General features: G+C 62.9%; 24 protein-coding genes. 5 read left to right on the forward strand and 19 right to left on the reverse strand.

The genetic code is table 11. The features are described from left to right. Positions 1-3418 (reverse strand): DNA polymerase III subunit alpha (dnaE, locus tag VKR55_RS22180; RefSeq protein ID WP_324406653.1); only part of this gene is annotated, 3418 nt, incomplete at its 3' end. Positions 3419-3875: 457 nt separating this feature from the next. Further along, positions 3876-4607, reverse strand: coding sequence for an outer membrane protein (locus VKR55_RS22185; protein WP_324406654.1), 732 nt, complete (start codon positions 4605-4607; stop codon positions 3876-3878). Positions 4608-5002: 395 nt separating this feature from the next. Here VKR55_RS22185 and VKR55_RS22190 point away from each other — a divergent pair, with 395 nt between their 5' ends. Beyond that, positions 5003-5302 carry a DUF3551 domain-containing protein gene (locus VKR55_RS22190; RefSeq protein ID WP_414642413.1) on the forward strand — a complete coding sequence of 100 codons (300 nt, stop codon included), beginning with the start codon at positions 5003-5005 and terminating at the stop codon, positions 5300-5302. A gap of 43 nt (positions 5303-5345) precedes the next feature. Here VKR55_RS22190 and VKR55_RS22195 read toward each other — a convergent pair whose 3' ends face one another. The 9 genes from VKR55_RS22195 to VKR55_RS22235 all read right to left on the reverse strand — a co-directional run bounded on the left by VKR55_RS22195 (position 5346) and on the right by VKR55_RS22235 (position 13572). Then, positions 5346-6050, reverse strand: coding sequence for an ABC transporter ATP-binding protein (locus tag VKR55_RS22195; protein ID WP_324406656.1), 705 nt, complete (start codon positions 6048-6050; stop codon positions 5346-5348). Positions 6051-6057: 7 nt separating this feature from the next. After that, positions 6058-7338: a lipoprotein-releasing ABC transporter permease subunit gene (locus VKR55_RS22200; protein ID WP_324406658.1), complete on the reverse strand. Its 1281-nt coding sequence runs from the start codon at positions 7336-7338 to the stop codon at positions 6058-6060. Positions 7339-7630: 292 nt separating this feature from the next. Continuing rightward, entirely contained in the window at positions 7631-8944 is a 1314-nt protein-coding gene (gene proS, locus VKR55_RS22205; RefSeq protein ID WP_324406660.1) for a proline--tRNA ligase, read from the reverse strand. A 125-nt stretch (positions 8945-9069) separates the two neighbouring features. Next, on the reverse strand, positions 9070-10626 hold the full coding sequence (locus tag VKR55_RS22210; RefSeq protein ID WP_324406661.1) for a copper resistance CopC/CopD family protein: 1557 nt from the start codon (positions 10624-10626) through the stop codon (positions 9070-9072). Continuing rightward, the gene (locus tag VKR55_RS22215) at positions 10626-11141 is read right to left on the reverse strand and encodes a YcnI family protein (protein WP_324406663.1); all 516 of its coding nucleotides are present in this window, start codon (positions 11139-11141) and stop codon (positions 10626-10628) included. The genes VKR55_RS22210 and VKR55_RS22215 overlap by 1 nt, the downstream gene beginning before the upstream one ends. 8 nt (positions 11142-11149) lie before the next feature. Further along, positions 11150-11701, reverse strand: a complete 552-nt coding sequence (locus VKR55_RS22220) for a copper chaperone PCu(A)C (protein ID WP_324406665.1) — start codon at positions 11699-11701, stop codon at positions 11150-11152. 58 nt (positions 11702-11759) lie between these two features. Further along, the gene (locus VKR55_RS22225; protein ID WP_324406666.1) at positions 11760-12116 is read right to left on the reverse strand and encodes a copper resistance CopC family protein; all 357 of its coding nucleotides are present in this window, start codon (positions 12114-12116) and stop codon (positions 11760-11762) included. A 6-nt stretch (positions 12117-12122) separates the two neighbouring features. After that, positions 12123-13121 (reverse strand): hypothetical protein, encoded by a 999-nt coding sequence (locus tag VKR55_RS22230; RefSeq protein WP_324406667.1) that lies wholly within the window; start codon positions 13119-13121, stop codon positions 12123-12125. Positions 13122-13179: 58 nt separating this feature from the next. After that, a complete protein-coding gene (locus VKR55_RS22235) occupies positions 13180-13572 on the reverse strand; it encodes a DUF2946 domain-containing protein (protein ID WP_324406668.1) in 393 nt (130 codons plus the stop codon). Between the two features lie 612 nt (positions 13573-14184). Here VKR55_RS22235 and VKR55_RS22240 point away from each other — a divergent pair. The 4 genes from VKR55_RS22240 (at position 14185) to VKR55_RS22255 (ending at position 18181) form a co-directional block, all read left to right on the forward strand. Continuing rightward, the gene (locus VKR55_RS22240; protein ID WP_414642414.1) at positions 14185-14475 is read left to right on the forward strand and encodes a globin family protein; all 291 of its coding nucleotides are present in this window, start codon (positions 14185-14187) and stop codon (positions 14473-14475) included. A 130-nt stretch (positions 14476-14605) separates the two neighbouring features. Further along, positions 14606-15634 (forward strand): sugar ABC transporter substrate-binding protein, encoded by a 1029-nt coding sequence (locus tag VKR55_RS22245; protein ID WP_324406670.1) that lies wholly within the window; start codon positions 14606-14608, stop codon positions 15632-15634. Positions 15635-15637: 3 nt separating this feature from the next. After that, the gene (locus VKR55_RS22250; protein ID WP_324406671.1) at positions 15638-17140 is read left to right on the forward strand and encodes a sugar ABC transporter ATP-binding protein; all 1503 of its coding nucleotides are present in this window, start codon (positions 15638-15640) and stop codon (positions 17138-17140) included. A 12-nt stretch (positions 17141-17152) separates the two neighbouring features. Continuing rightward, positions 17153-18181, forward strand: coding sequence for an ABC transporter permease (locus VKR55_RS22255; protein WP_324406672.1), 1029 nt, complete (start codon positions 17153-17155; stop codon positions 18179-18181). 3 nt (positions 18182-18184) lie between these two features. Here VKR55_RS22255 and mtnK read toward each other — a convergent pair whose 3' ends face one another. From mtnK to VKR55_RS22295, 8 genes are all read right to left on the reverse strand, one after another. Next, the gene (gene mtnK, locus VKR55_RS22260) at positions 18185-19462 is read right to left on the reverse strand and encodes an S-methyl-5-thioribose kinase (RefSeq protein ID WP_324406673.1); all 1278 of its coding nucleotides are present in this window, start codon (positions 19460-19462) and stop codon (positions 18185-18187) included. A gap of 23 nt (positions 19463-19485) precedes the next feature. Continuing rightward, on the reverse strand, positions 19486-19848 hold the full coding sequence (locus tag VKR55_RS22265) for a hypothetical protein (RefSeq protein ID WP_324406676.1): 363 nt from the start codon (positions 19846-19848) through the stop codon (positions 19486-19488). A gap of 102 nt (positions 19849-19950) precedes the next feature. Further along, positions 19951-20226 carry a DUF1467 family protein gene (locus VKR55_RS22270; RefSeq protein WP_324406678.1) on the reverse strand — a complete coding sequence of 92 codons (276 nt, stop codon included), beginning with the start codon at positions 20224-20226 and terminating at the stop codon, positions 19951-19953. A 3-nt stretch (positions 20227-20229) separates the two neighbouring features. After that, positions 20230-20634, reverse strand: coding sequence for a methylmalonyl-CoA epimerase (mce, locus tag VKR55_RS22275; protein WP_324406680.1), 405 nt, complete (start codon positions 20632-20634; stop codon positions 20230-20232). Positions 20635-20697: 63 nt separating this feature from the next. Continuing rightward, positions 20698-22368 (reverse strand): ribonuclease J, encoded by a 1671-nt coding sequence (locus VKR55_RS22280; protein ID WP_324406681.1) that lies wholly within the window; start codon positions 22366-22368, stop codon positions 20698-20700. Further along, positions 22368-23177, reverse strand: a complete 810-nt coding sequence (locus VKR55_RS22285) for a biotin--[acetyl-CoA-carboxylase] ligase (protein WP_324406682.1) — start codon at positions 23175-23177, stop codon at positions 22368-22370. Before VKR55_RS22285 ends, VKR55_RS22280 begins: the two co-directional genes overlap by 1 nt. Next, positions 23178-24614 carry an NADH-quinone oxidoreductase subunit NuoN gene (nuoN, locus tag VKR55_RS22290; protein WP_324406683.1) on the reverse strand — a complete coding sequence of 479 codons (1437 nt, stop codon included), beginning with the start codon at positions 24612-24614 and terminating at the stop codon, positions 23178-23180. Between the two features lie 10 nt (positions 24615-24624). Beyond that, positions 24625-25840: NADH-quinone oxidoreductase subunit M (locus VKR55_RS22295; protein WP_324406684.1), on the reverse strand; the 1216-nt coding region annotated here is incomplete at its 5' end.

Genomic DNA, 25840 nt, shown 5'->3' on the forward strand with positions numbered 1-25840 from the left:
TCACCGCCTTGATCGCGCCGGCGATCTGCGGCGATACCTGGAAACGGCCCTCCAGCTTGAACTCGACTTCGGTCTGCATATCGAGACGCAGCACCAGCGCGATATCGCCGCTGCCGGATTGGCCTGCCGGCGGCTGCAGCCGCTTGGCGATCGAGTCGAGCGGCTTGGTATCGCGCAGGAAGATCCGCAAACCCTTTTGCGTCTTGGCCGCGGCATCATCCAGCGGCTCGGCGTGCAGCACCCGCGCGCGGACGTCCTCGCCCTGCAATTCGGCGCCGAGCTGCAGCAGCACGGCAGCTCCCGGCTCCAGCACGTCGCGATATTGCGCGAGCCCCTCGGAGAACAACACGGCCTCGAAATGGCCGGTCGGGTCTGAGAGGCCCATGATGCCCATCTTGTTGCCGGTCTTGGTGCGCCGCTCCATGCGCGAGACCACGGTGGCGGCAACCTTCCCGGCGGTCGCGCCGGTTTTCACCGCGCGGGAAAACTCCGCCCAGGATTGCACCCTGAGCCGCTTCAAGGCGGTGGCGTAGTCGTCAAGCGGGTGACCGGAAAGGAAGAAACCGATCGCGTCATATTCGCGTCGCAGCCGCTCGGCCGGCAGCCAGGGCTCGATCTGCGGCAGCATGATGGTCGGGGCGTCCGCAGCATTGCCGAACATGTCGTTCTGGCCCGACATCGCCGCTTCATGGCTGCGCTGGCACGCCGCGAGGATCGCATCCGCGCCGGCAAAGACCCGGGCGCGGTTGGGCTCGAGCGTGTCGAAGGCGCCGGCGGCGGCGAGGCTCTCGATGACACGCTTGTTGATCGCGCGCGGGCTGACGCGGGCGGCGAAATCGGCAAGCGAAGTGAAGCGGCCCTTCTTGCGCTCCTCCACGATCTGCTCGATCGCCTGGGGGCCAACGCCCTTCAGCGCGGCGAGCGCGTAATAGATCGTGTTGTCGCCGACCTCGAAGGTCGGACCCGAGCGGTTGATGTTGGGCGCCTCGACCTTGATGCCGAGCCGCTGCGCCTCGGAGCGGAATTCCGAGAGCTTGTCGGTGTTGTTGAGCTCGAGCGTCATCGAAGCCGCCAAGAACTCCACCGGATAATGCGCCTTCATATAGGCGGTGTGGTAGGACACCAGCGCATAGGCCGCTGCGTGGCTCTTGTTGAAGCCGTAGTCGGCGAATTTGGCGAGCAGCTCGAAGATTGTCTCCGCCTGCCCTTTCGGCACGTTGTTCTTGACCGCGCCCGCGACGAAGACTTCGCGCTGCTTTTCCATCTCGGCGCGGATCTTCTTGCCCATGGCGCGACGCAGGAGGTCGGCCTGACCAAGCGTGTAGCCCGCCATCTGCTGGGCGATCTGCATCACCTGCTCCTGGTAGATGATGACGCCGAAGGTTTCTTTGAGGATCGGCTCCAGGATCGGATGCAGGTATTCCGGCTCCTCGTCGCCATGCTTGCGCGCGCAATAGGTCGGAATGTTCGCCATCGGGCCCGGCCGATACAGCGCGACCAGCGCGATGATGTCCTCGAAGCGGTCGGGACGCATGTCGACGAGCGCGCGCCGCATGCCCTGACTTTCCACCTGGAACACGCCGACCACGTCGCCGCGTGCGAGCATCTGGTAGCTTGCGGCGTCGTCAATCGGCAGCGTTGCGAGATCGACGTTGACGCCGCGCTGCTTCAACAGCTTCACCGCGACATCGAGCACGGTGAGCGTCTTGAGGCCGAGGAAGTCGAATTTGACAAGGCCCGCCGGCTCGACCCACTTCATGTTGAACTGCGTTACCGGCATGTCGGACTTGGGATCGCGATAGAGCGGCACCAATTCGCTTAAAGGTCGATCGCCGATCACAATGCCGGCGGCGTGGGTCGAGGCGTGGCGCGTCAGGCCTTCGAGGCGCTGGGCAATGTCGAAGGCGCGCGCCACCACCGGGTCTTCGTCGCGGAAGGCCTGCAGCTTGGGTTCGCCTGCGATCGCAGCCGCCAGTGTCACAGGTGCCGCGGGGTTTTGCGGCACGAGTTTAGTCAGCTTGTCGACCTGCCCATACGGCATCTGCAACACGCGCCCGACGTCGCGCAGCACGCCGCGCGCCTGCAGCGTGCCGAAGGTGATGATCTGCGCGACCTGGTCGCGGCCGTAGCGCTGCTGCACATAGGAGATCACCTCCCCGCGCCGATCCTGGCAGAAGTCGATATCGAAGTCCGGCATCGAGACGCGTTCCGGATTGAGGAAGCGTTCGAACAGCAGGTCAAAGCGGATCGGATCGAGGTCGGTGATGGTCAGCGCCCAGGCGACAAGCGAGCCCGCGCCGGAGCCGCGACCGGGGCCGACCGGAATCTCGTGCGCCTTGGCCCATTTGATGAAGTCGGAGACGATCAGGAAGTAGCCCGCATAGTTCATGCGGTTGATGACATCGATCTCGAAGGCAAGACGCTTGTGGTAGTCCTCCTCCGTCGCGCCTTGCGACAGGCCGTGTACCTGAAGCCGCCGCGCAAGCCCCTCCTCGGCCTGGCGCTTCAGCTCGGCCGCCTCCTCGGTCGCCGCATCAGAGCCCGATCCGGCGCCAACCGTGAAGCGCGGCAGGATCGGCTTGCGCGTCATCGGACGGAACGAGCAGCGTTGGGCAATCTCGACTGTGGAAGCCAACGCTTCCGGAATATCGGCGAACAGCACCGCCATTTCGGCGCGAGTCTTGAAGCGGTGATCGGGCGTAAGCTGTTCGCGATCGGTCTCGGCAATCAGCTTCCCGCCGGCGATGCAGAGCAGCGCATCATGCGCTTCGTAGTCGTCATTGCCCGCGAAATATGGCTCGTTGGTCGCAACCAGCGGCAGGCCCTTGGTGTAGGCAAGATCGATCAGGCCGCCCTCGATGCGGCGCTCCTTGTCGACGCCGTGGCGCTGCAGCTCGACATAGAGGCGGTCTCCGAACAAGCCCGCGAGCCGCTCGCAGCGCACGGCCGCAAGCTCGGCGTGCCCCGCCGCGAGCGCCAGCGCGATCGGTCCATCGGGACCGCCGCTCAGCGCGATCAGATCATCTGCATTGTCGTTGAGCCAATCGAACTTGATGTGCGGGGTTTGATGGACCGGCGTCTCCAGGAATGCGCGCGAGTTCAGCCGCATCAGGCTCCGGTAGCCGCGCTCGCGCGCGGCGAGCAGCACGATGCGCGACGGACCGACCGCGCTCCGCGCGTTGGGATCCTGGTCGCCAAAATCGACCGCAAGCTCGAGGCCCACGATCGGCTGGATGCCGTAGCCCGCCATCTTGTCGGAGAACTCGAGCGCTCCGAACATGTTGTCGGTGTCGGTCAAGGCCAGCGCCGGCTGGCGGTCGGCTTTCGCGAGCTCGCCGAGCTTGCTGATCTTGATCGAGCCTTTCAGCAACGAAAAGGCCGAGTGGACGTGGAGATGGATGAAACCGGCGCCGGACATGCTTTTCGTTGCAAGCTTGAGGGATCAGAGCGACCTCAAGGCCGACTCGCGTTTCAGATGGTGATGCCTCAAGCGGACGGAGTCCACGAACAAGCCGCAAATTGGCAACGCCGTCCGGCTTTTCCCCAAACACCAGTCAAACAGGCGTGGATCAGGAAAATCAAAGCTGGCCCAACAGTTGCGCCCAGACCGCGATCATGCCGACAAACAGCGTGATCGACGCCAGAGCCGCCGCTTCTTCCACGAAAATCCGCAACATGGGAGCCTCCCTCTCTAGAACATAGAGGGAACATTGTTCCTTTTTTGTTCTTTTGTAAAGGCTCTTGGCTGGGGAAGCCGCAGCTTGGTTAATTCAGGGTCAGGGGCTCATCATCGGGCCGATTTGCAGAGATAAAAAAAGCCCCGGCCGAAGCCGGGGCTGTTCGATCCGCCGTAGAGCGTTTCGGTCGTAACGCGATCAGTAGCGCGCGACGAGCGGGCCGCCAAACTTGTAGTTCAGACGGGCGGTGAAGATGTCGGCATCCTGCTTGATGCTGTCGGAGCCGAGGAAGCCGGCCGGGCCGACGAAGCTGTTGGTCGACGTGCCCATGAACAGGTGGTCGTACTCGACGCCGAACGACCAGTTCGGGGTGAAGCCGTATTCGAAGCCTGCGCCGACGGTGCCGCCCCAGCGGGTCTCGCTGGCGGACGCCAGCAGCGCGCCCGTGACGGTGCCGAGGATGTTGTACTTGCTGTCGGTCACAGCCGCACCACCCTTCACGTAGAGCAGCGCGTTGTTCCAGGCATAGCCGACCTGGCCAGTGAAGAGACCGAACGCATCGATCTTGGTCTGGTCACGATCGCCCGGAAACGCCGTGCTGACATTGTCGCCGGAGAAGTCGGCCCAGTCGCCCTGCGCTTCCACGCCGAACACGATCGGACCTTGCTGCCAGCGATAGCCGATCTGACCACCGACAGCGCCGCCGGTCGAATCATGGCAGCCCTCCGAGAGGCCACCGACGATCGTCCAGCAATTGTGGCTGGTCCCGCCGCCGCCGTTGACACCGATGTAGAAACCACTCCAGTCGTACGCAGCCTGCACCATCGGCGGAGCCTTGGTGTAAGGCCGCGCCGCAAGGTCAGCCGCAACCGCAGGTGCCGCCGCGCCCAGCGCGACGAGACTTGCAGTGACGAGCATCAACTTCTTCATTCTCGAATCCAGTTCCAGTTTGTTGCCGTGGCCCCCAGGCCAGAGCGTGCCTCTTACCAGTGTCGGCACAAATTGCTGTAACTCGACCGCAACACTCATCGCGAAAGCGCCTTTCGCGTTAACTCAAGTTAATGTTGTGCCGCAGGCACTTCTGGAACTTTTGGATTTGCGACGGTTCCACGATCGAATTGGAAACGAATAAGGCAACGCGCGCCTCAATTGAGTCAGAAAAGTGACGCAGCATCTCGCAGAAGTGTTCTGCGCGAGATGCTCATGAGAGCCGAACGCGAATCGATGCGGAGAACTCTCAGACGTGGGCTATCCGCGCGAACGTGAGTTGACCGCAATGGCTTTCCCTGCGCTATCTTTCGGCAAAGCCAGCGGAGATCGCGCGAATGAGGATCCTTTTCGGCCTGCTGGATGTCGCGAAAGAGGTGCGAATTCTGGCGCCGGTGATGCTCGCGCTCGGAACGGCCTTCACTGGAACGCCGGCGGCCGCACAAACCTACGCGCCTGGCTATCCGGTTTGCCTGCACGTGTATGGCCGCGTCGGGTATTTTGACTGTCGCTATACGTCGATTGCCCAATGCAAAATGTCAGCCTCGGGAATCTCGGCCGACTGCGAAGTCAATCCGTATTCAGCAAATGCCGGCGTCGCCGCGCAGCCGCTCCGCCACCATCGCCGCGCTTACTAGACCGTTCTATGCGCGCTGCCGGCCAGCGGGCGCAGCGTTGAGTCTAGTCGAGCTCGACGATCTTGCCCTCGGCGATCGAGACCCGGCGATCCATGCGGCCGGCGAGCTCCATATTGTGGGTGGCGATCAGCATCGCGACGTTCGTCGCCTTCACGAGCTGCATCAAGGCCTGGAACACGTGATCTGCCGTATTCGGATCGAGGTTGCCGGTCGGCTCGTCCGCAAGCAGGGCTCGCGGCGCATTGGCGACCGCGCGCGCGATCGCGACCCGCTGCTGCTCGCCGCCGGAAAGCTCCGCCGGGCGGTGCTTGACGCGGTCGCCAAGGCCAAGATAGGCGAGGATCTCGTTCGAGCGCTTGACCGTCTCCGACCGTTTGAGACCGCGGATCATCTGCGGCAGCATCACGTTTTCCAGCGCGGAGAACTCCGGCAAGAGCCGGTGCGACTGGTAGACGAAGCCGATGTCGTTGCGCCGGATATGGGTGCGCTCCATGTCGGAAAGCTGCGAGGTCGGCGCGCCGTTGACATAGACCTCGCCGTCGTCGGGGCTCTCCAGGAGCCCCGCGATGTGCAGCAGCGTCGACTTGCCGGAGCCGGAGGGCGCGACCAGCGCCACCGACTGCCCCGCCCATAGCGCAAGTTTGGCGCCGTCGAGGATCACCAAGGGCGCTTCGCCCTGCATGTACTGGCGTTTTATCTCGTGGAGATAGATGACCGGTACATCTTGCGCTTCCGCCCCCTCCGCCATCAGCCCCTCACTCGTACCGCAGCGCTTCGACTGGATCGAGGCGCGCGGCGCGCCAGGACGGATAGAGCGTCGCCAGGAACGACAGTGTTAACGCCATGACCACGACCGCGGTGGTCTCGCCAAAATCGACCTCGGCAGGAAGTTTCGAGAGGAAGTAGAGCGTCGGATCGAACAGCTCGGTATTGGTGACCCACGACAGGAATTGGCGGATCGATTCGATGTTCATGCAGATCACCAGCCCTACAATGAACCCGGTCAGCGTGCCGACCACGCCGATCGAGGCGCCGGTGATCAGGAACACCCGCATGATCGAGCCCTGCGAGGCGCCCATCGTGCGCAGGATCGCGATGTCGCTGCCCTTGTCCTTTACCAGCATGATCAGGCCGGAGATGATGTTCAGCGCGGCCACCAGCACGATCATCGTGAGAATCAAAAACATCACGTTGCGCTCGACCTGAAGCGCGTTGAAGAAGGTCGAGTTGCGCTGCCTCCAGTCGACCAGGAACACCGGCCTGCCGGCCGCTTCCGTCACCGCTTTCCGGAAGCTTGCGATCTTGTCCGGATTGGTTGTGAAGACCTCGATTGCGGAAACGTCATTGACGCGGTTGAAATAGGCCTGCGCCTCCGGCAGCGGCATGAACACGAAGGTCGAGTCATATTCGGACATGCCGATCTCGAACACCGCCGTCACCTTGTAGGGCTTGATACGCGGCGTGGTACCCATCGGCGTCACTGCGCCCTTGGGCGAGACCAGCGTGATACTGTCGCCGGCATGCAGCGACAATTGATCGGCGAGCCGGCGACCGATCGCCACGCCCTGGCCCTGGTCAAACCCTTCCAGGGTGCCCTGCTTGATGTTCTTGGCGATCGAGGTGAGGTTGTTCAGATCGTCGGCGCGGATGCCGCGCACGAACACGCCCGAGGCATTGAAGGGCGATGACGCCAGCGCTTGGCCATCGACCACGGGTGCTGCCAGCCTAATCCCCGGCACCTGGCTGATGCGGTCGGCGACGTCCTTCCAGTCGGTCAGCGGCGATTCCAGCGGCTGCACCAGAATATGGCCGTTGAGGCCGAGGATCTTGTCGAGCAATTCCTTCCGGAAGCCGTTCATGACGGCCATCACGATGATCAGCGTGGCGACGCCCAGCATGATGCCGAGAAAGGAGAAGCCGGCGATCACGGAGATGAAGCCTTCCTTGCGGCGCGCGCGCAAGTAGCGCGCAGACAACATCCACTCAAATGCTGCGAAAGGCACGGTTTGATGCGGTTCGTTCATGGTCTCGTCCATCGCCCGATAAGCTCACGATTATGGTTTTTTCTTTGTCTTCAATGGCTTCCCACGAACTATTTGGCTGGTTTCTTGGGTTTCGCGAATCCTTGGAGGAACCGGATGATCATAGTGCCCTAAATCTGCCGCGGCCAATTAATCCCGGAGTTTTCCTCACGCTTAAGGACGCGAATCACCATGCGCAAAACTTCATGGTCCGCTTTGGCGGAACTTGACGCGGGCGGGCCTTCACGCGATGAGATCGTTGTCCGGGTCGCAGCCGCGTCTGTCGTCAGACCCGCACAACACCCAATCAGAAGCGCGCCAGAATGTCAGCGGGCGACAGATTTTCGCGCGAGCCGTCGGCGCGGCGCTTGAGCTCGATCTTGCCTTCGGCAAGGCCCTTCGGCCCGATCATGATCTGCCAGGGAATGCCGATCAGGTCGGCGGTCGCGAACTTGGCGCCGGGTCGCTGGTCGGTGTCGTCATAGAGCACGTCGACGCCCTTTGCCGCGAGCTCGGCGTAGAGCTTCTCGCACGCCGCATCCGTATCGGAAGCGCCCTGCTTCAAATTCAGGATCACCGCGCGGAAGGGCGCGACCGGCTCCGGCCATTTGATGCCGGCATCGTCATGACAGGCCTCGATGATAGCGCCGACAAGCCGCGAGACGCCGACGCCGTAGGAGCCTCCGTGGATCGGCACTTCGACCCCGTCGGGTCCGGCGACAAGGGCCTTCATCGAGTCCGAGTACTTTGTGCCGAAATAGAAGATCTGACCGACTTCGATACCGCGGGTCCGCACTCTTTTGTCCGCCGGCACTTCGCTCTCGAAGCGGGCAGCGTCGTGCACGTCCTCGGTCGCGGCATAGACCGAGGTCCATTGCTTGATGATCGGCGTGAGGTCGCCATCGTAATCGACGCCCTCGCCCGGGATCGGCAAGTTGAGAACATCGCTGTTGCAGAACACGCCGGACTCACCGGTCTCCGCGAGCACGATGAACTCGTGGCTGAGGTCGCCGCCGATCGGTCCGGTTTCGGCGCGCATCGGGATCGCCTTCAGTCCCATGCGCGCGAAGGTGCGCAGATAGGCGACGAACATCTTGTTGTAGGCGCGCCGCGCCGCCGCCTCATCGAGGTCGAACGAATAGGCGTCCTTCATCAGGAATTCGCGGCCGCGCATCACGCCGAAGCGCGGGCGCTGCTCGTCGCGGAATTTCCACTGGATGTGATAGAGGTTGAGCGGCAGGTTGCGGTACGACTTCACGTAAGCGCGAAAGATCTCGGTGATCATCTCCTCGTTGGTCGGCCCGTAAAGGAGTTCGCGCTTGTGGCGGTCGGCGATGCGCAGCATTTCCGGACCATAGGCGTCGTAGCGGCCGCTCTCGCGCCACAGATCGGCAAGCTGCAGCGTCGGCATCAGCAATTCCAGCGCGCCGGCGCGGTCCTGCTCCTCGCGCACGATTCTCTCGATCTTCTTCAGCACGCGAAAGCCGAGCGGCAGCCAGGCATAGATGCCGGCCGCCTCCTGCCGCATCATGCCGGCGCGCAACATCAGCCGGTGCGAAACGATCTCCGCTTCCTTCGGATTCTCCTTCAGGATCGGCAGAAAGAAACGGGACAGGCGCATGGGCTAAGCTCGGATTCGCTTGAGGAGACGAGAGTGAAAGCGGATTGAAGCCGAAAACACAAGACCGGACGCGAGGAAAACCCGCCAAGTGAGCGGATTTTCTGGCGTTTCATTCGCGCCGATACTCATTGGGTGGGAATGTCGAGATCGTCCTCCAGCGTGATCTCCTGAAAATCGGTAACCAGCGCATCGATCCGCATGTGCCAACGCCCGGGCACGGTGAGCGGCACCTTGCCGACATGCCAGTAGCCGTCCGGTCCAAGCGCGCCCTGACGCTCGATCGCCTCGATGCCGCGCTCCGGCAGGCTCAAGGTCAGCGTCGCCTCCTTCGCGTGCAGAAGCGTGCCGTCGCCGTTCATGAGCTGAAGGGTGAAATCATCCGAGCCCACGTTGCCTGGCGATACCAGCACCTGGAACATCGCCTTGTCGCTGTGGATGTGGACAGCGAGCGGCGCGTCGGGGACCAGCGAGCGCGGCGGCGTCGTAAAGCGCCAGCCGGCGACGACCGCGAGGATGCCAAATGCAAGCGCGCACTCGAACAGGATGGATCGCGCGAGAGGCTTTGTCGCCGCAGCATCGCGCGCCAGCGCTGGCGTGAGGCGAAAGCGATTGAGCGCGGCGAGGCCAAGCAGCGCGGCGACAAGCACGAGCTTGGTCGAAAGGATGATGCCGTATTTGGTTTGAACCAGCGCGGCGAAGCTTTCGAGCTGGACGATCGCAAGCACCAGTCCCGTCAGCGCGAGGAAGCCAATGACGGGTACTGCGATGCGCGAAAACCGGTTCACGATCGGCAGCGCCGCCGGCTTTGATCGCCGGACAATGGCCGCCAGCGGCGCGAGCGCCCCCAGCCAGAAGGCGACGGCTACGCCGTGGAGAAACACAGTCGGCCGCGTCAGCGCCTGCGGCGGCGCGGTCGCAGCATGCCCACTGACGGCGAGCGATAAACCGACGCCTGCCAGCGCGATTACCGAAAATCCACGAGACATCCCGGCGCTGCCTCTCAGCGCGACGACGCCGAGGATCAGCGAGACGATCGCAATCAACAACGAGGGCCCGAGGCTGGTGCCAAGCGCGATCGTCCAGGGCGCCGCGGCCAACATGCCGGCAAGCGGCAGGCCGAGGACATCGAGCCCCTGGAGGCCCAGCGAGGCCACACTGCTGACGATGCCGATAATCAGCGCGGACAACATCAGAGTGGACGCCGCCCTCTCCCGCGCGATCCAATCGAGAAAGAACACCCCGCCGATTCCGGCGAACAGTCCGAAATAGAGCCCGATGCGCGTCAGCCAGATCAGGGCGTTGATCTTAGCGTCGGCAGTCTCAGGCGTCTTGTTGGCGGTCGGCGCGCCGATGGAAAAGGTGAGCGATCCCGCCACAGGATGGCCGTCCTGCGAGATGACACGGTAGCTGACAATTTGCGTACCTTCCGGCAAAGTCTCCGGCAGTGCGATGGATATCGCCTCGCCCTTGGCATCGACGACCGCATCGCTGCGAAGCTTACCGGTCGCATCGATGAGATGCACCGCTCCCGCAGTGACGGCTTCGTTGAAGTGCAACTCCACACTCTTGGGAGCCTGCGGCAGCACCGCGCCGTCGCGCGGCTCGGTATAGGCCAGCGACGCATGGGCCGAGGCCTCGCCGGTCAGGCAAATGAAGAGCAGCAGGGTTACAAGAAACCGCATCAGGGCTTGGTCAGCTTTACGCCGGGGGCCGGCCATTTGCCTTCATGCGAATGGGCCCCCTCAGGCGGCATCTCGATCCATCGGCTCACGCCCTGTTCGCATTCCTGTATGAGGGGGAAATAAAGCGTCGTGCCGGGCTTGAGGCCGTTGGTGAGATAGGTCTCGATCGCGAACTCCTGCCGCGTCTTGTCCGGCAGCTTGCCGCCACTCCATGCGACTTCCTTGATGCCCTCGGAGACTTTCGCGCCCTTGTAATCGTATTGGCTCGCGTACTTGCCCTTGACCGTCTCGATAGTCCAGCCCGCGACGGGCTTGGCCTCGATCGCGATCACGCCTTCGGGAATCTGCACCCGGAGCTTTGTGGTCGGTGAACCCGCACAGCCGTGCGGGACCACGAACACAGCGTTGTAGTCCGCGCCGATCGCGGCTTGGCGGCCTTGCAGGAACACGTGCGCGCTCGCTGGCGACGCGGCGAGCAGCGCGGCCGCAAATAAAATGTAAAGGCGGATGGACATCGCTGGCCTCACATCTTCATGCCCTTGTGGTCCATCTTCTTCATGTCCATGCCGCCGCCCATATTGCCGCCGGGCCCCTGCGCGCCAATGCCCTCGATGTCGAGCGTCACCGCGACCTTGCCGGCCTTCTCGAACTGCAAGGTCACCGGTAGCTTGTCACCCTGCTTCAGCGGGCTCTTCAGATCCATCATCATGAGATGCAAGCCGCCCGGCGCAAGCTTCACGGTCTTGCCGGGATCGATGGTCAGCCCGCCCTCGACCGGGCGCATCTTCATGACGCCGTTGGTCGTCGTCATCTCATGTACCTCGATCTTGCCGGCCACGTCGGCGCTAATACCGATCAATTTATCGGGCACACTACCCTTGTTCTCGATGGTGAGGTAGCCGCCGCCAGTCTTCGCCCCAGCGGGCGTCGCGCGGGCCCAGGCCTGGCTGATGACGAGATCACCGGCCTTGACCTCGTCGGCACAGGCGGAAGGTGCAGCGAGAAGGCATGCAATCAACCCAGCGCCCAGCGCGGCGCTCTTGATCGATGCCAGCAACAGTCTTTCGAGCTTCATTGGAGTTTCTCCTGTTCCCAGTTACTTGTTTCCGCGAGATGAGCTCATCCCAAGATATCTACTGACCGACCTGAAACGTGAAATTGCCGTTGGTCGTATGACTATCCATCGAAAGCACATGCCAATTCACGTGATAGGTTCCTGAGCCGCCCACGCGAAGCGGGACCGACATCTGGTTGCCCCTGACCTGCGCCTTTCCAGTGTCCACGCGCTCGCCGGCCGCGTTGGTCACCGTGATGCTGCTGAAGACCGGCCGAATGTTCTGCGTGAACCACAGGGTGACTTCGCGCGGCGGCGCCGCGACCCTGTTGCCGACCCGCGGCTCGGCACGGTCGAGAAGGGCGTGAGCGTCGGCCGCGCCGGTTGCGAGCACCAGAACAAGGAAAGCGAGTGCAGCTAAAGAAATGCTTTTCATGTTTCGTCACCTTGGGAAGGGGCTTGCCGGTTGCGTGGAGCCGCCAAACAGCGGCTTGCCGATACCGTGGGGATCGATGTCGTCCAGATAGTAATGAAGCTGCGCGATCACGCCGATATTGCTGCCGCTTTGCCAGTCGATCGGTATCAGCGCCTCGACGCCAAACTGGAAGGTGTTGCCGACCCAGATGACGCCCGGGTTGATGGTGCCGGTGGTCAGCGTGCCCGAGGTCATCGTGTTGGCGACCGGCGTCTGCAGGTTCGCCTCCACCAGCGGGATCAGGTGATTGAAGAAATCCGGCAGGCCGAGGTCGATCACCGCCGATTTCAGGTAGGGCATGCTGTACTGGATCGTTCCTCCCCAGTTCAGCACGCGCGGATTGAATTCGGTGTCGGTGATCAGCGCGCCGGAGTCAGGATCGATGCCGAAGGTGGTGGTGAAATTCTCCGCGGGAATCGAATAACCGACCTGGCCGGTGATTGCGACCGGCCTGATCCAGGAGAATGTATCCGGCAAATCGCCGAATCCTTTGCCGAAATAGATGTTCGGTGCGTAGCGGTTGAAGGATTCGGCGCCAACTTTTTCGCTGCCGGTGCCACCCCACTCAACGCTCAAGCCCACCGACATCACGAACTCATGTTCGGGGTTTTTGAAAACCCGGTACTTGAATGTCGTATCGAGATTCTGGAATCCATTGGCGCCGGGTGCGATCGGGTCGGTCGGATTCAGGAAGGTGTAGGTCGAGCCGAACGAGATCGCGAAGTCATCCGTGATGCGTTTGGAGAACTCTCCGGAGATGTCGCGTTGCCTGACGGGCGGGTCATCGCCATTGTGAAAACTATCGACGGTCGGAACAGCCAGCTCGTCGTTGACGCCGGGATCGTCGATGCCGAGGGTCGCCGGAAAGAAGCGATTGCCGACGATCTCGTGGGCCGGACTTTGGCCAAAAGGAAAAAGGGTAGCGGCGAGCCCGGCAAGGCTCGTCCCCTTGAGACGGAAAGACATCAAAAGCTCCGCAATTGTCAGGATGTGAAGATCTCGACGGCCTCGCGAGGCCGCTCACTCACATCGACAAAGGAGGCGCCCGCGCCTGCGCGTTGGAACCGGTGCGCGAACCCGAGACGTAACTCGCCTGCTCATGCCAGGCGGTGCGCGCGGTTTCGCGATAGGGAACCGCAAACGCCTCGAGCTTCGGCGTGTCGATCGAGGCAGTGACGCCTGCAAGGCAGCAGATCGCACACGCCCCATCATGTTCGTGGTGCTGGCTGCCTTGACCGTCTGGCTGGCCCGGGGTGGACGCCGTGTCGTGGCAGATTTCCGCGGTGCTCAGCGGGTCGGAGGCGGCCACGGCCGCTGCCCAGCACGCGCCGATTGGCGCCAAAATCTGCACCATCAGCGCGATCAGGACGATCGGAAGAAATCTCTGGTAGTTCCGGCGCATCCGCGAGTAGCCCATCGGTTGAGCCGAGACTAATCACCGGTCACGTGGCTCGTCGAGGTCTCCAAGGCCACAATGGCCTCAAATAAAGCACCAAGCGGGCCAATTATCTTCTTGAGCACGGCTCGGAAATAACCGGACCGTTGAGGGCTTTTGCCCCTCGTGTGGCAAGACGATCTCCTACCATAATACCGATATCGCAAATCGATGCATACCTATGCAGTTCAAGGTGGGCAATTTCCAATCATTTCCAAATCTGCATGAAGTTTGAACATTCGTTGCCGAAAATGGTGACAAGTCGAAAAACATGGTCTACGACTACGGGCTCAGGCTAGCCGCAAGGTCAGGTCTGGTGGTCCAAGTCTCGGGAGGAACCCTGACGCGCAAAAAAAGCAGCGTCGCCCCGCCAATCAACAACAAATCCGAAATTGCGGGAAAACAGGGTCGACACAATTTCTGGAGCAGGGCTTGTCGCCCTGCTCTTTTTTTGCCGGGCGATCATCGCAATTCCTGATCATGTCATCGGCAAATCCGATTGAGCGCAGTTTTGAAATCGCAGCCTCCCGTTGCGAGGACCTGACGCCGCTGGTCTATGAGCGCCTGCACCGCGCGCATCCGGAGACCCGGGCGATGTTTCGCACCGAAGGCAGCGAACTCGTCAAAGGCTCGATGCTGGCTCTGACTATCGAATCAATCCTCGACCTTGCCGGCGAGCGCAGCGGCAAATTCCGCATGATCGAATGCGAGGTATCCTCTCATGACGCGTACGGCACGCCGCGTGATCTCTTCCTCGCCTTCTTCAGCATGATCCAAGCAACGCTGCGTGAGCTGGCGGGCGCGGACTGGACGGCGGACATCGACGGAGCCTGGAAGCGACTGCAGGCCGACGTTCGGGATAGGGTCTCGCAGAGCGACACCTGAAATGCCGACAGCATGAACCATTCTCGGAGGTCAAGCGGTAGCGGGAACATCGTGATTGTGAGACACTGCCCTCTTCCGCGGCGCGCAATGACGCCGTCGGTGGCAAAACATGGCAACAAGGGAGCGAGCGATGTCCGGGAATGACAAACCCTCAACTACGAGACGCGATCTTCTTCAGACGGCAGCAGTCGCCGGCGCTGCGACCGCCTTCCTCGGAGGATTGGGCATAGCCCCAGCAGCCTTGGCAGCCGAAGTGGGGCGATCGGAAAAGCCGCTGAAGGCGGCCTTCTCCAACGCCGGCCTGCAGGCCACCTGGTGCGCCCAGGGCAAGCAGGCTGCCGAATGGTGGGGCAAGCTCTTCAACGTCGAGGTGACCTGGTTCGACGGCCAGCTCGATGCCGTCAAGCAGCGCGCCGCCATCGACAACATGGCCTCGCAGAAATGGGACTTTGTCGCCATTCAGGCCTTCGGCATCGGTACGCTGACGCAGCCCGTGCAAAAGATGATCGACGCCGGCACGCCCGTGATCGACATGGATACGCTGATCGCGCCGCTCGACCAGATCAACGTTCATTCCTTCCTCGCGCCAGACAACGACTTCATGGGCGCCTCGGTGACGCAAGCTCTCGTCAACGCCTTAAAAGGCAAGGGTAAAGTAATCATGACGCAGGGCGCACTTGGCCACACCGGCGCGCAGGGTCGCGCCAGAGGCTTCAATTCCGTCGTCAAGCAATATCCGAACATCGAGGTTCTCGACACCCAGCCTGCCGATTGGGACGTCTCGAAAACCGCACGGCTGTGGGAGACCTATCTCACCAAATATCCGCAGATCGACGCCGCGTTCTTCCACAATGACGACATGGCGCTCGCCGCCTACAACATCATGAAGGCCCACAACCGCACCAACATCCTGATCGGCGGGGTCGACGCCATGCCGCCCGCAATCCAGGCCGTGAGTGAAGGCCGGATGTTCGCAACCGTCCGCAACCCCTCCTGCCGCATCCACGGTGGCGCCATCGTCGCGGGCGTTGCCGCGGTCGCTGCCGGCGAGAAGACCGGTCAGGGCGGAATCCCCAAGAACGTCGTCACCGACGGCCCGGTCGTGACGAAGGCCAATGCGCCGGGCATGCAGTGGATGGAGACTCACTTCCTGATCTGAGCCATGCCGAAAGGCTCTTCCCCCCTCCTCGAGCTCAAGGGGATCAGCAAGGCCTTCGGCGGCGTCGAGGCGCTGCGTGGGGTCGATTTTGCGCTGTCCGCCGGCGAGATCCATGGTCTTGTCGGCGAGAACGGCGCGGGCAAGAGCACGCTGATGAAGATCATCGCCGGCGTGCATCCGGAGTTTTCCGGCCGCTTCCTCCTCGACGGCCAGGAGACCCGCTTCCGGTCGGCGCGCGACGCGCGCGCCGCCGGCATCGCCATGGTGCATCAGGAGCTCAGCGTCGCGCCCGACCTTTCGGTTGCCGAGAACGTGTTTCTCGGTGCGCAGCCGACCAGTCGGCTGGGCCTCGTGCAATGGCGACGGATGGCGCGCGAGGCGGGCGAGCAACTCGCGCGATTTGGCATCCACGTCGATCCGATGTCCCGGCTGGGTGATCTGCCGATCGGGCTGCAGCAATTGATCGAGATTGCCCGCGTCCTGTTCTCGGGCGCGCGCATCGTCATCCTGGACGAGCCGACCTCGGCGCTCTCTCCGCCGGAAGCCGAACGGCTGTTCGCAACACTGCGGCGGCTTCGCGACGAAGGCACCGCGATCGTCTTCATCTCGCATTTCATCGAGGACATTCTGCGCGTCTCCGACACCGTCACCGTGTTCCGCAACGGCCGCCAGGTCGCGGAAACCGCGGCGGCTGCGACCACCAAGGGCGCGCTGATCGAAGCCATGATCGGCAAGGGCCGCGAGGTGCTCGAGCACAGCTATACCGACGACCTCATGCTCCCGCCCTCAAGCCCGACACCGGCCGTTTTGAAGGCCGACCGGCTCTCTTTGGCTCGCAGTCTCCAGGACGTCTCCTTCGAAGCCCGTTCCGGCGAGGTGCTCGGCATCTATGGCTTCATGGGCTGCGGGCAGCACGAACTGTCGCGGATCCTGTTCGGCAAGCTGAAGCCCGATGGTGGAACGCTGGCCGTCGACGGCCGGCGCAAAACCTTCGCAAGCACGGCCGACGCCCGGCGCGCCGGCGTCGCGCTGGTGCCCGAAAGCCGGCGTGCCATGCTGTTCCACCAGGAGCCGGTTTACAAGAACATCTCGATCAGCATCCTCGAGCGGATTTCGGCGCTGCTGCTCAAACCCGCCCGCGAGCGGGCGATCGCCAGGCGCCAGGTGGAGCAGCTCCAGATCCGGCCCCCGGTCGTGGGGCTCGACCTCGGCATGCTCTCCGGCGGCAACCAGCAGAAAGTGGCGCTGGCGAAGTGGCTGACCTATCCGCCGCGGCTTCTGGTCTTGTGCGAGCCGACGCGAGGCATGGACGTCGGCGCCAAGAACGACGTCATCAACATCGTCAAGGATTTGCGCGCCAAGGGGCTTGCGATCATCGTTTTGTCGACCGAACCGGAGACGGTGCTGTCGCTGGCCGATCGCATCCTGGTGCTTAAGCGCGGCGCGCTGGTGCGTGAATTCGCGAGCGATGTCGTCAGCAAGGATCGCCTGCTGGAAGCGGCATGACGGAGAAGCATGATGGCGAGCAGTGAAACAGTTCAGGCGAAGGAGCACGGGCCAAAAGGCATCGCCTCCTTCCTGCGCTCGCAGATGCGCAATATCGCGCCGTTCCTGACGCTGATCCTTCTCTCCGCCTTCTTCGCCGTGGCAAGCCCCTCCTTCGCCACCATCGACAATGTCGGCAATATCCTCACCCAGGTCTCGGTGACGGGTATCATTGCCGTCGGGCTGACGTTCGTCATCCTCTGCGCCGAGATCGATCTGTCGATTGCCAGCATCGCCAATGTCACGGGTATTGCGGTGGCCTATTTCACCATGCAGGAGTCCTACGTGAACATCGCCAACATCCCGCTGCCGGGATGGGCCGCGATCCTGCTCGCGCTCCTGCTCTGCGCCTTCCTCGGCCTCATCAATGCCCTCGGGCTGACGCTGATCGGAATCCCCTCCTTCATCATGACGCTCGCGATGATGCAGATCGCAGCCGGTATCTCGGCGCTTTTGGTGCGCGGCCAGATCGCCTACAAGGTTCCGCCGCTGATCTCGACGCTCGGCTCAGCCTCGATCGGCGGCATTCCCTGGATCGTGATTGTCGCGGCCGTGATGCTGCTCGGCGGCCATCTCGTGCTCACCTACACGCGCTTTGGCCGCTACGTGTACATGGTCGGCGGAAACCGTGAGGCAGCGGAGTATTCGGGCCTCAACGTCAATCTGATCCTCGGCAGCGTGATGGTGATCGCGGCCGTCTGCGCCGGGATCGGCGGCATGCTGGGGGTGGCCCATTTCGGCAGCGCACAGCAGAACGAGTTCGACACCTATCTCCTCGACTCGATCGCAGCGGTCGTGGTCGGCGGCACCAGCCTATTCGGCGGCCGCGGCGGCATCGGCAACACCATCGTCGGCCTGTTCGTGCTCGGCGTGCTGAACAACGGTCTCGACCATGTCAACATCGACAGCTTCCTGAAAATATTGATCCGCGGGCTGATCCTGCTGGCAGCGCTCGTCATCAACGTCTATGCGCAGCGGCTGCGGGCCAAGGCCGCCGAGTAGCCATCAACGAGCGAAATTTGGCTGCCAGTCGCGCGCTTCTCGCGCCGCCCTGGTTACGGCGCCGATCGCGGCGTAAGAAGCCGTATTCACCAGCATGTCGCGGGCGAGATGCAGGCTGCGCGCCTCGCAGAGGGCGCGCATCTTTTCATCTTCGATCCATTCGAAGTCGATGTTGTGCGCGAGCCCCAGGATGCGGCGGATGGTCTTGGCCGCGGCAAAGCCGACCGTATCGGCGAACAGCCGCGCCATGTACGCTTGCCGTTCTGTTTCGAGGCGCTCTGCGCCCTTGCCGCCCGCAAACAGCGTCGGCGGATAAGCGTCGCCCTTGGCCTCGCTCCGCCAGAGTTTCAGGAATTTTCGCGAGAACTCTGTCCACACCTTCTCGACGGTTTCCAGGACCCACGTCTCGAACGCGTGGCGCTCCCCCGGCGCACGCTCATGACCGGCCGAGGCCAGGTAGCTCATGAGCAGATTGCCGATCACCGCGCCGATATCGAACCCCATCGGCCCGTAGAAGGCAAATTCCGGATCGATCACCCGCGTTTCGCGCTCGGTCACCATGATCGATCCGGTGTGAAGATCGCCGTGAATCAGCGCTTCCGGCGAGGCCAAAAATTTCAGCTTGAGGCGGGAGATCGCGACATGAACATCGAGATCCTCGCGGAAGGCCGCTGCGGTGGCGTCGAGCCACGGCGAGGTCCAGCGGTTCTGTTCGGCCACGCGATAAGGATCGGTGAAGATCAGGTCTTCGGTGATCTTGCAGAGCGCGTGGTTGCCGGCGAAGGCGGCGATCCCCTCCTTCTTGGCCGCGGCTGGCATAGCCAGATCGGAGCTGAAGAACAGCGTCTGCGCCAGGAACGTCGTGATGTCGTCGATAAAGCGCGGATAGATGGTCCCTGCAACCAGGCCCCTGCGCATGATGATATGCGGCTCGAGCAGCTCCATCGCGACCAGCGCCAGCGCTTCGTTGTGGTGCAGCACATCCGGCACAAGGCTCGGCGCGAGCCTCGCCTGATGCACCAGCGCCAGATATTCGTAATGCGAGCGCGAAAGCGGCAACGGCCAGCTCTCACCCACCAGCCGCACATAAGGCAAGGCCTGCTTGACGGCGATGCCGCCCGTGGATCCCTTGATGATGAAGACCAGATTGAGATTGCCGTCGCCGACCTCGGTGATGGTCCAATCCGCAGGGACGCCACCCAGCTTCCCCGACACCTCGGGCAGAGCCGACAAATAGGCACGGAGATCGGGCTCTTTCAGGATTCGATATTGGTCAGGCATGGCAACCCGCCCGTACAGTTGAGCTAGAAATCTTCGCGCTCGAGGAAATTGTTGCCGATACTGGCCTTGTGCTTGATCGGATCGTAGTCACAATAAACGCCGTCGGCGACGAGCGTGTAGCTTGCGATGACCGTGTATTTGTCGAGCTTGATCGAGTTCAGCCCGACGATCGAGGTGTTCTTGCCACCGTTCCATTTAAACGGTGTCGAGCTCTGCGTCTTCTCGCAGGCGGCGACCGCTTCGGCAAACACATAGCCCTCGACGAATGCTTTGAGGCTGCGCACCTGAACGGCCAGCTTCCAGTCGGTGTAGAAAGCAGCTCCCATGCCTGCGATGACCAGCACCATGAGGCCGATCCCGATACGCTCAAACATCGTCGTTTTCATTTATTCCCCCCGCGGCGGCGACTTTGTTGGCGCATCATCCCTCAGGGCAGGCCCGAGGGCAGGCTCTTCGGAAAACCGCTGCGCACTTTTCCGGATCATGAGCTAGAAATCTATCCCCATCAGCTTCGAAAGCCTGTCGATGGAGAGATAGCCGGCATTATAGGCGAGCATGGCGATCGCGAAGATCACGGCCGAGATGACCGTGGTCCAGATCAACTTTCGACCCATGCCGGTTACGATCGGCGCGCCGGGGTCGGTGCCGGGCGCGCCGACGCCGTCCTCGTGCTGGCTGCGAATCCCGAACGGCAGGGTCAGAAACAGCACGATCCACCACACCACGAAGTAGATCGCGAACATGGTTGAGATGGTGTAGGCCATGGTCTAGCTCTGCTCGATCTCGACGAGTGCGCCGGAAAAATCCTTCGGGTGCAGGAACAGCACCGGCTTGCCGTGCGCGCCGATCCTGGGCACGCCGTCGCCGAGCACCCGCGCCCCTTCCTTGATCAGGGTGTCGCGCGAAGCGATGATGTCGGCGACCTCGTAGCAGACATGGTGAATGCCGCCGTCGGCATTACGCTCCAGGAATTTCGCGATCGGCGAGGCTTCGCCCAGCGGCTGGATGAACTCGATCTTGGTGTTGGGCAGGGTCACGAACACGGTGATGACGCCGTGCTCCGGCAGCGGCACGGCATCCGAAATCTCGGCGCCGAACGCCGCGCCGTAGATTTTGGCGGCCTTCGCGGCATCCCTAACCGCGATCGCGACATGATTGAGCCGGCCAAGCATGGACACCTCCCACTTCTAGTGTGCGCGTGCTCCGATCGCAAAGCCACTTTTGCGGAACACGCGCTAGACTTCGAGCACGTGCACGAGGCAGAGCGGCTTCTTGCCCCACTCCTCGTTCAGCGCCGAACGCACTGCCCGCCGCACCGATTCGGCGAGCGCATCGGGATCGCGCCGCCGTGCCCGCGGCAATCCTTCGACCGTCGAGACCACGACATCGAACACGATGTCGTCGAGTTCCTCTCCAGCGCTATTCTTCTCGGGGATGCCGACAAGATCAACCTCCGGATCGTCGGCAAGCTCGCCCTGTTCGGTCATGGCGATGGCGACAAAGGCGCAGCCGGCAAAGCCCATCCTCCGCCGCTCGACCACGGCACGCGATTTGGCATCCTCAAGGATGGTGCCGTCCTTGTAGAGCCGGCCCGAAGGCAATTCGTCGATGATGCCGGGATCGCCGGGGCCGAGCTTGACCAGATCGCCATTGCGGCACGTCAGCACCTTCGGCACGCCGGCGGCCCGCGCAAGCTGGGCGTGCTCGGACAGGTGCAAGGCCTCGCCGTGCACGGGGATCAGAAGCTGCGGCCGGACCCAGGAGATGATGTCGCGCAGCTCGTCGCGGCGGGGATGGCCGGACACATGCACGAGATGGGTGCGGTCGGTGATGACCTCGACGCCCTGCGTCACCAGGCCGTTGATGATGGAACCGACCGCCTTCTCATTGCCGGGGATGGTCCGCGAGGAGAAGATCACGGTGTCACCCTTGTTCAGCGTCACCTGCGGATGATCGCTGTTCGCGATCCGCGCCAGCGCGGCGCGAGGCTCGCCCTGGCTGCCCGTGCAAAGCGCCAGCACCTTGTCGGCCGGAAAATGGCCGTAGAGATCCATCCCGCGGAAATTCTGCGCGCCGTCGAGATAGCCGGTCTCGCGCGCGACCTGCACCACGCGCTCCATGGCGCGGCCGACCACGACGACCTCGCGGTCGGCTGCCTTGGCGGCGTCGGCGACCGCCTTGATACGCGCGACGTTGGAGGCAAAGGTCGTCACCGCGACGCGGCCCCTGGCGGATTTCACCAGCTTCGCGATGGTCTTCGCCACCTCCGCTTCCGAAGGCGAGCGGCCGTCGCGCACGGCGTTGGTGGAATCGCCGACCAGCGCCAGCACGCCGGCATCGCCCAACTCGCGCAGCCGCCGCTCGTCGGTCGGTGGTCCGATGATCGGTGTCGGATCGATCTTCCAGTCGCCGGTATGCAGCACCGTGCCGATCTCGCTGTGAATTGCGAGCGCATGCGATTCCGGGATCGAATGCGCGACCGGAATGAACTCAACGCCGAACGGACCGATATCGACGCATCCGCCGGACGGCACCACGGTCACAGGAATCTTGGGCGGCTGGCGCTCGGACTCGCATTTGGCCTCGAACAGAGCGGCGCTGAACTGGGTCGCGTAGATCGGGCATTTCAACCGCGGCCACAGATCGATGATGGCGCCGAAATGATCTTCGTGGGCATGTGTCAGCACGAGGCCAACCAGGTTCTTCCGCTCTTTCTCGAGGAAGCCGATGTCGGGCATGATCAAATCGATGCCCGGCAGATGCTCCTCATCGCCAAAGGAGACGCCGAGATCGACCGCAAGCCAGGAGCGCTGCTGACCCTTTCCGAGGCCGTAGATCGACAGGTTCATGCCGATTTCGCCGACGCCGCCGAGCGGCGCAAAGGTCAGCTCATCCGGCCGCGCCATCAGGTTGCTCCTGCAGAGGCGACGGAGCCGAAATAGACGTCGCCTGCCGTGATCGGCAGCAACTGGCCAGCCGAGGTGCGGACTATCAGGCAGCCCTGCTCATCGATGGTGTCGAAGGTGCCTTCGATCGTGGTGCCGGCCGACTTGATCGCGACGGCTTGCCCGAGGCCCGCCGCACGCTCCAGCCACAGCTTGCGGATTTCGCCGAAGCCGCGGCCATTGTCCCAGATGCGGCGAAACTCCGCCCAGCCGTCGGACAGCGCCGCAAACAGTTCTTCCGCGCCGACATCGATGCCGAGCGCACGCAGCGAGGTCGCCGGCGTCGGCGTGCCCTCGGGCGCTGCAACGACGTTGGTGCCGATGCCGACCACGACCGCGAGCCCGCGCGCCCCTACCATTTCGGCTTCCAGCAGGATGCCCGCAAGCTTCTGGCGGCCGGCAAGCACGTCATTGGGCCACTTCAGGGAAAATTGCAGGCCGTCCGCGCCCGCCCGCATCGCTGCCTCGACGCTGATCTTGCGCAGGGCCTGCTCCAGCGCGAGCCCTGCGGCGAAGCCCAGCGTCGCGGCAACCGCCGGCGTCACGTCGATCACTTCCAGGATGCTGCTGGCAAGATTGCCGCGCGGGGCGACCCAAGGCCGCGAGCGCCGTCCGCGCCCAGCAATCTGCTCCGAAGTCACGAACCACATTGGGCCGTGCTCGCCCTCGCGGGCGCGCTTCATCGCTTCGGCGTTGGTCGAGCCGATCTGGTCGAAAGCGGCGAGCCGGTAACCGGCGGATGTGGCACGCGGACCGAGCGTGAAGGTCATTTAAAATAACGATTTTGCCGCTGCGGTCGCAACGCTGACCAGCGGCCCCGGATAAACGAAGAACAGGATATTGAAGAGACCGGTGAACGCCAGCACCGCGCCCAGTTCGATGCGCAGCGGATCGAGCTTGGTCAGCGGCTCGTCAAAATACATGACCTTGACGATCGAGAGATAGTAGAAGGCGCCCACCACGCTGGTCAGCACGCCGATGACGGCGAGCGTGAACAGACCCGCCTTGATCGCCGCGACGAACACGTACCATTTGGCGAAGAAGCCTGCGAGCGGCGGAACGCCGGCGAGCGAGAACAGGAACATCGCGAAGACGAACGCGAGCAGCGGGTTGGTGCGCGACAGCCCCGCGAAATCGCTGATCTCTTCGAAGGCCTGGCCATTCCGCTTCATCGCGAGGACGATGGTGAAGGAGCCAAGCGTCATCGCCACGTAGATGGCAAGATACACCAGCACGCCCTGCGCGCCTTCTGCCGTGCCCGACGCGAGCCCGACCAGCGCATACCCCATATGGCCGATCGACGAGTACGCCAACAGCCGCTTGATGTTCTTCTGCCCAATCGCGGCAAACGCGCCGAGCGCCATCGAAGCGATCGAGACGAACACCAGGATCTGCTGCCACTCGATCGTAATCCCGGGGAACGCCGTTATCGCCGCGCGCACGAACACGGCCATCGCCGCGACCTTCGGGGCGGAAGCGAAGAACGCGGTCACAGGCGTCGGCGCGCCCTCATAGACGTCCGGCGTCCACATGTGGAACGGCACCGCCGAGACCTTGAAGCAGAGGCCGGCGAGCAGGAACACCAGGCCGAACACCAGCCCGACACTGCCGGTCTTGGCAGTCGCGGCGATGCCGGCGAAGCTGACGGTGCCGGTGAAGCCGTAGATCAACGATGCGCCATAGAGCAGCATGCCCGACGACAGCGCGCCAAGAACGAAATATTTCAGGCCGGCTTCGGTCGACTTCGCATTGTCGCGGTTGCTGGCGGCAACGACATAGAGCGCGAGCGACATCAACTCGAGCCCGAGATAGAGCACGATCAGGTCGCCGGCGGATATCAGCACCATCATGCCGAGCGTCGAGAGCAGGACCAGGATCGAATATTCGAAGATGCGCTGCGAGGCGTCGGCAAGGAACTCCACCGACAGCAGCAGCGTCGCGACCGAGCCGATCAGCGCCACGATCTTCAGGAAGCGGGCGAAGTCGTCGACGATGAAGCTGCCGCCGAAGGTCGAGAGCTTTCCCGCCGGGAGCATCAGCTCGAGCACGCCGGTCGCCACCAGGAGGCAGACGGAAAGCCCGGTGACCAGCGCGGTCGTACCCTGCCCGCGATAGGCTCCAAGCATCAACAGCGCCATCGCGCCGACCGCGAGCACCATCTCGGGCATGACCGGCAGCAATTGGTAACCAGCGGTGACAAAGCTCATGGCAGAGGCCTTAATGCATCAGTGCGGCGGCCTTCACAGCCGTCACCGCGGTGGCGTAGTTGTGGACGAGGAGCTGGACCGAGGCGGCAGACATGTCGATCACCGGCTTCGGGTAGACGCCGAAGAAGATCGACAGCGCCACCAGCGGGAATAGCGTCACGCATTCGCGGAACGTCATGTCCTTGATCGACATCAGCGACGGCTTCACCAGCGTACCGAACACGATCTTGCGGTAGAGCCAGAGCGCGTAAGCCGCCGACAGGATCACACCCGTCGTTGCCAGGATCACGGTCGGCGTGGAGACTTTGAAGGTGCCGATCAGCGTCATGAACTCGCCGATGAAGCCGGAGGTGCCGGGCAGACCGACATTGGCCATGGTGAAGACCATGAACACGAAGGCATAGAGCGGCATCCGGTTGACCAGACCGCCATAGGCCGCGATCTCGCGGGTATGCATGCGGTCGTAGACGATGCCGACGCAGAGGAACAGCGCGCCGGAGACGATGCCGTGCGAGATCATCTGGAACATGCCGCCGGCGATACCCTGAATGGTGCCGGCGAAGATGCCCATGGTGACGAAGCCCATATGCGCCACGGAGGAATAGGCGATCAGCTTCTTCATGTCCTCCTGCATCAAGGCCACCAGCGAGGTGTAGATGATGGCGATGACGGAGAGCGTGAAGATCAGCGGCGCGAAGTCGTACGAGGCGAGCGGGAACATCGGCAGCGAGAAGCGCAGGAAGCCATAGCCGCCCATCTTCAGGAGGATCGCGGCCAGGATTACCGAGCCCGCCGTCGGCGCTTCGACATGCGCGTCCGGCAACCAGGTGTGCACCGGCCACATCGGCAACTTCACGGCAAAGGAGGCAAAGAACGCCAGCCACGCCCAGGTCTGCAAGCCGCGCGGCACGGCCGTGTGCAGCAAGATCGGGATGTCGGTGGTGCCGCCGTTCCAGTACAGCGCCATGATGGCGAGCAGCATCAGCACCGAGCCGAGGAACGTGTAGAGGAAGAACTTGAAGGAAGCGTAGACCCGACGCGGGCCGCCCCACACGCCGATGATCAGGAACATCGGGATCAGGCCGCCCTCGAAGAACAGGTAGAAAAGCGTGAGGTCGAGGGCGCAGAAGGTGCCGACCATCAGGGTTTCCAGCACCAGGAACGCGATCATGTATTCCTTGACGCGCTTCTGGATCGGCCGCCAGCTGGCGAGGATGCAGATCGGC

The sequence above is a fragment of the Bradyrhizobium sp. genome (genome assembly GCF_035309285.1).
Taxonomy (GTDB): Bacteria; Pseudomonadota; Alphaproteobacteria; order Rhizobiales; family Xanthobacteraceae; genus Bradyrhizobium.

Excerpts from the sequence above, each read along its gene's own strand:
- VKR55_RS22185 (WP_324406654.1), bottom strand. The coding sequence starts at position 4,607 with ATGAAGAAGTTGATGCTCGTCACTGCAAGTCTCGTCGCGCTGGGCGCG.
- VKR55_RS22190 (WP_414642413.1), top strand. The coding sequence starts at position 5,003 with ATGAGGATCCTTTTCGGCCTGCTGGATGTCGCGAAAGAGGTGCGAATT.
- VKR55_RS22195 (WP_324406656.1), bottom strand. The coding sequence starts at position 6,050 with ATGGCGGAGGGGGCGGAAGCGCAAGATGTACCGGTCATCTATCTCCAC.
- VKR55_RS22200 (WP_324406658.1), bottom strand. The coding sequence starts at position 7,338 with ATGGACGAGACCATGAACGAACCGCATCAAACCGTGCCTTTCGCAGCA.
- proS (WP_324406660.1), bottom strand. The coding sequence starts at position 8,944 with ATGCGCCTGTCCCGTTTCTTTCTGCCGATCCTGAAGGAGAATCCGAAG.
- VKR55_RS22210 (WP_324406661.1), bottom strand. The coding sequence starts at position 10,626 with ATGCGGTTTCTTGTAACCCTGCTGCTCTTCATTTGCCTGACCGGCGAG.
- VKR55_RS22215 (WP_324406663.1), bottom strand. The coding sequence starts at position 11,141 with ATGTCCATCCGCCTTTACATTTTATTTGCGGCCGCGCTGCTCGCCGCG.
- VKR55_RS22220 (WP_324406665.1), bottom strand. The coding sequence starts at position 11,701 with ATGAAGCTCGAAAGACTGTTGCTGGCATCGATCAAGAGCGCCGCGCTG.
- VKR55_RS22225 (WP_324406666.1), bottom strand. The coding sequence starts at position 12,116 with ATGAAAAGCATTTCTTTAGCTGCACTCGCTTTCCTTGTTCTGGTGCTC.
- VKR55_RS22230 (WP_324406667.1), bottom strand. The coding sequence starts at position 13,121 with ATGTCTTTCCGTCTCAAGGGGACGAGCCTTGCCGGGCTCGCCGCTACC.
- VKR55_RS22235 (WP_324406668.1), bottom strand. The coding sequence starts at position 13,572 with ATGGGCTACTCGCGGATGCGCCGGAACTACCAGAGATTTCTTCCGATC.
- VKR55_RS22240 (WP_414642414.1), top strand. The coding sequence starts at position 14,185 with ATGTTTCGCACCGAAGGCAGCGAACTCGTCAAAGGCTCGATGCTGGCT.
- VKR55_RS22245 (WP_324406670.1), top strand. The coding sequence starts at position 14,606 with ATGTCCGGGAATGACAAACCCTCAACTACGAGACGCGATCTTCTTCAG.
- VKR55_RS22250 (WP_324406671.1), top strand. The coding sequence starts at position 15,638 with ATGCCGAAAGGCTCTTCCCCCCTCCTCGAGCTCAAGGGGATCAGCAAG.
- VKR55_RS22255 (WP_324406672.1), top strand. The coding sequence starts at position 17,153 with ATGGCGAGCAGTGAAACAGTTCAGGCGAAGGAGCACGGGCCAAAAGGC.
- mtnK (WP_324406673.1), bottom strand. The coding sequence starts at position 19,462 with ATGCCTGACCAATATCGAATCCTGAAAGAGCCCGATCTCCGTGCCTAT.
- VKR55_RS22265 (WP_324406676.1), bottom strand. The coding sequence starts at position 19,848 with ATGAAAACGACGATGTTTGAGCGTATCGGGATCGGCCTCATGGTGCTG.
- VKR55_RS22270 (WP_324406678.1), bottom strand. The coding sequence starts at position 20,226 with ATGGCCTACACCATCTCAACCATGTTCGCGATCTACTTCGTGGTGTGG.
- mce (WP_324406680.1), bottom strand. The coding sequence starts at position 20,634 with ATGCTTGGCCGGCTCAATCATGTCGCGATCGCGGTTAGGGATGCCGCG.
- VKR55_RS22280 (WP_324406681.1), bottom strand. The coding sequence starts at position 22,368 with ATGGCGCGGCCGGATGAGCTGACCTTTGCGCCGCTCGGCGGCGTCGGC.
- VKR55_RS22285 (WP_324406682.1), bottom strand. The coding sequence starts at position 23,177 with ATGACCTTCACGCTCGGTCCGCGTGCCACATCCGCCGGTTACCGGCTC.
- nuoN (WP_324406683.1), bottom strand. The coding sequence starts at position 24,614 with ATGAGCTTTGTCACCGCTGGTTACCAATTGCTGCCGGTCATGCCCGAG.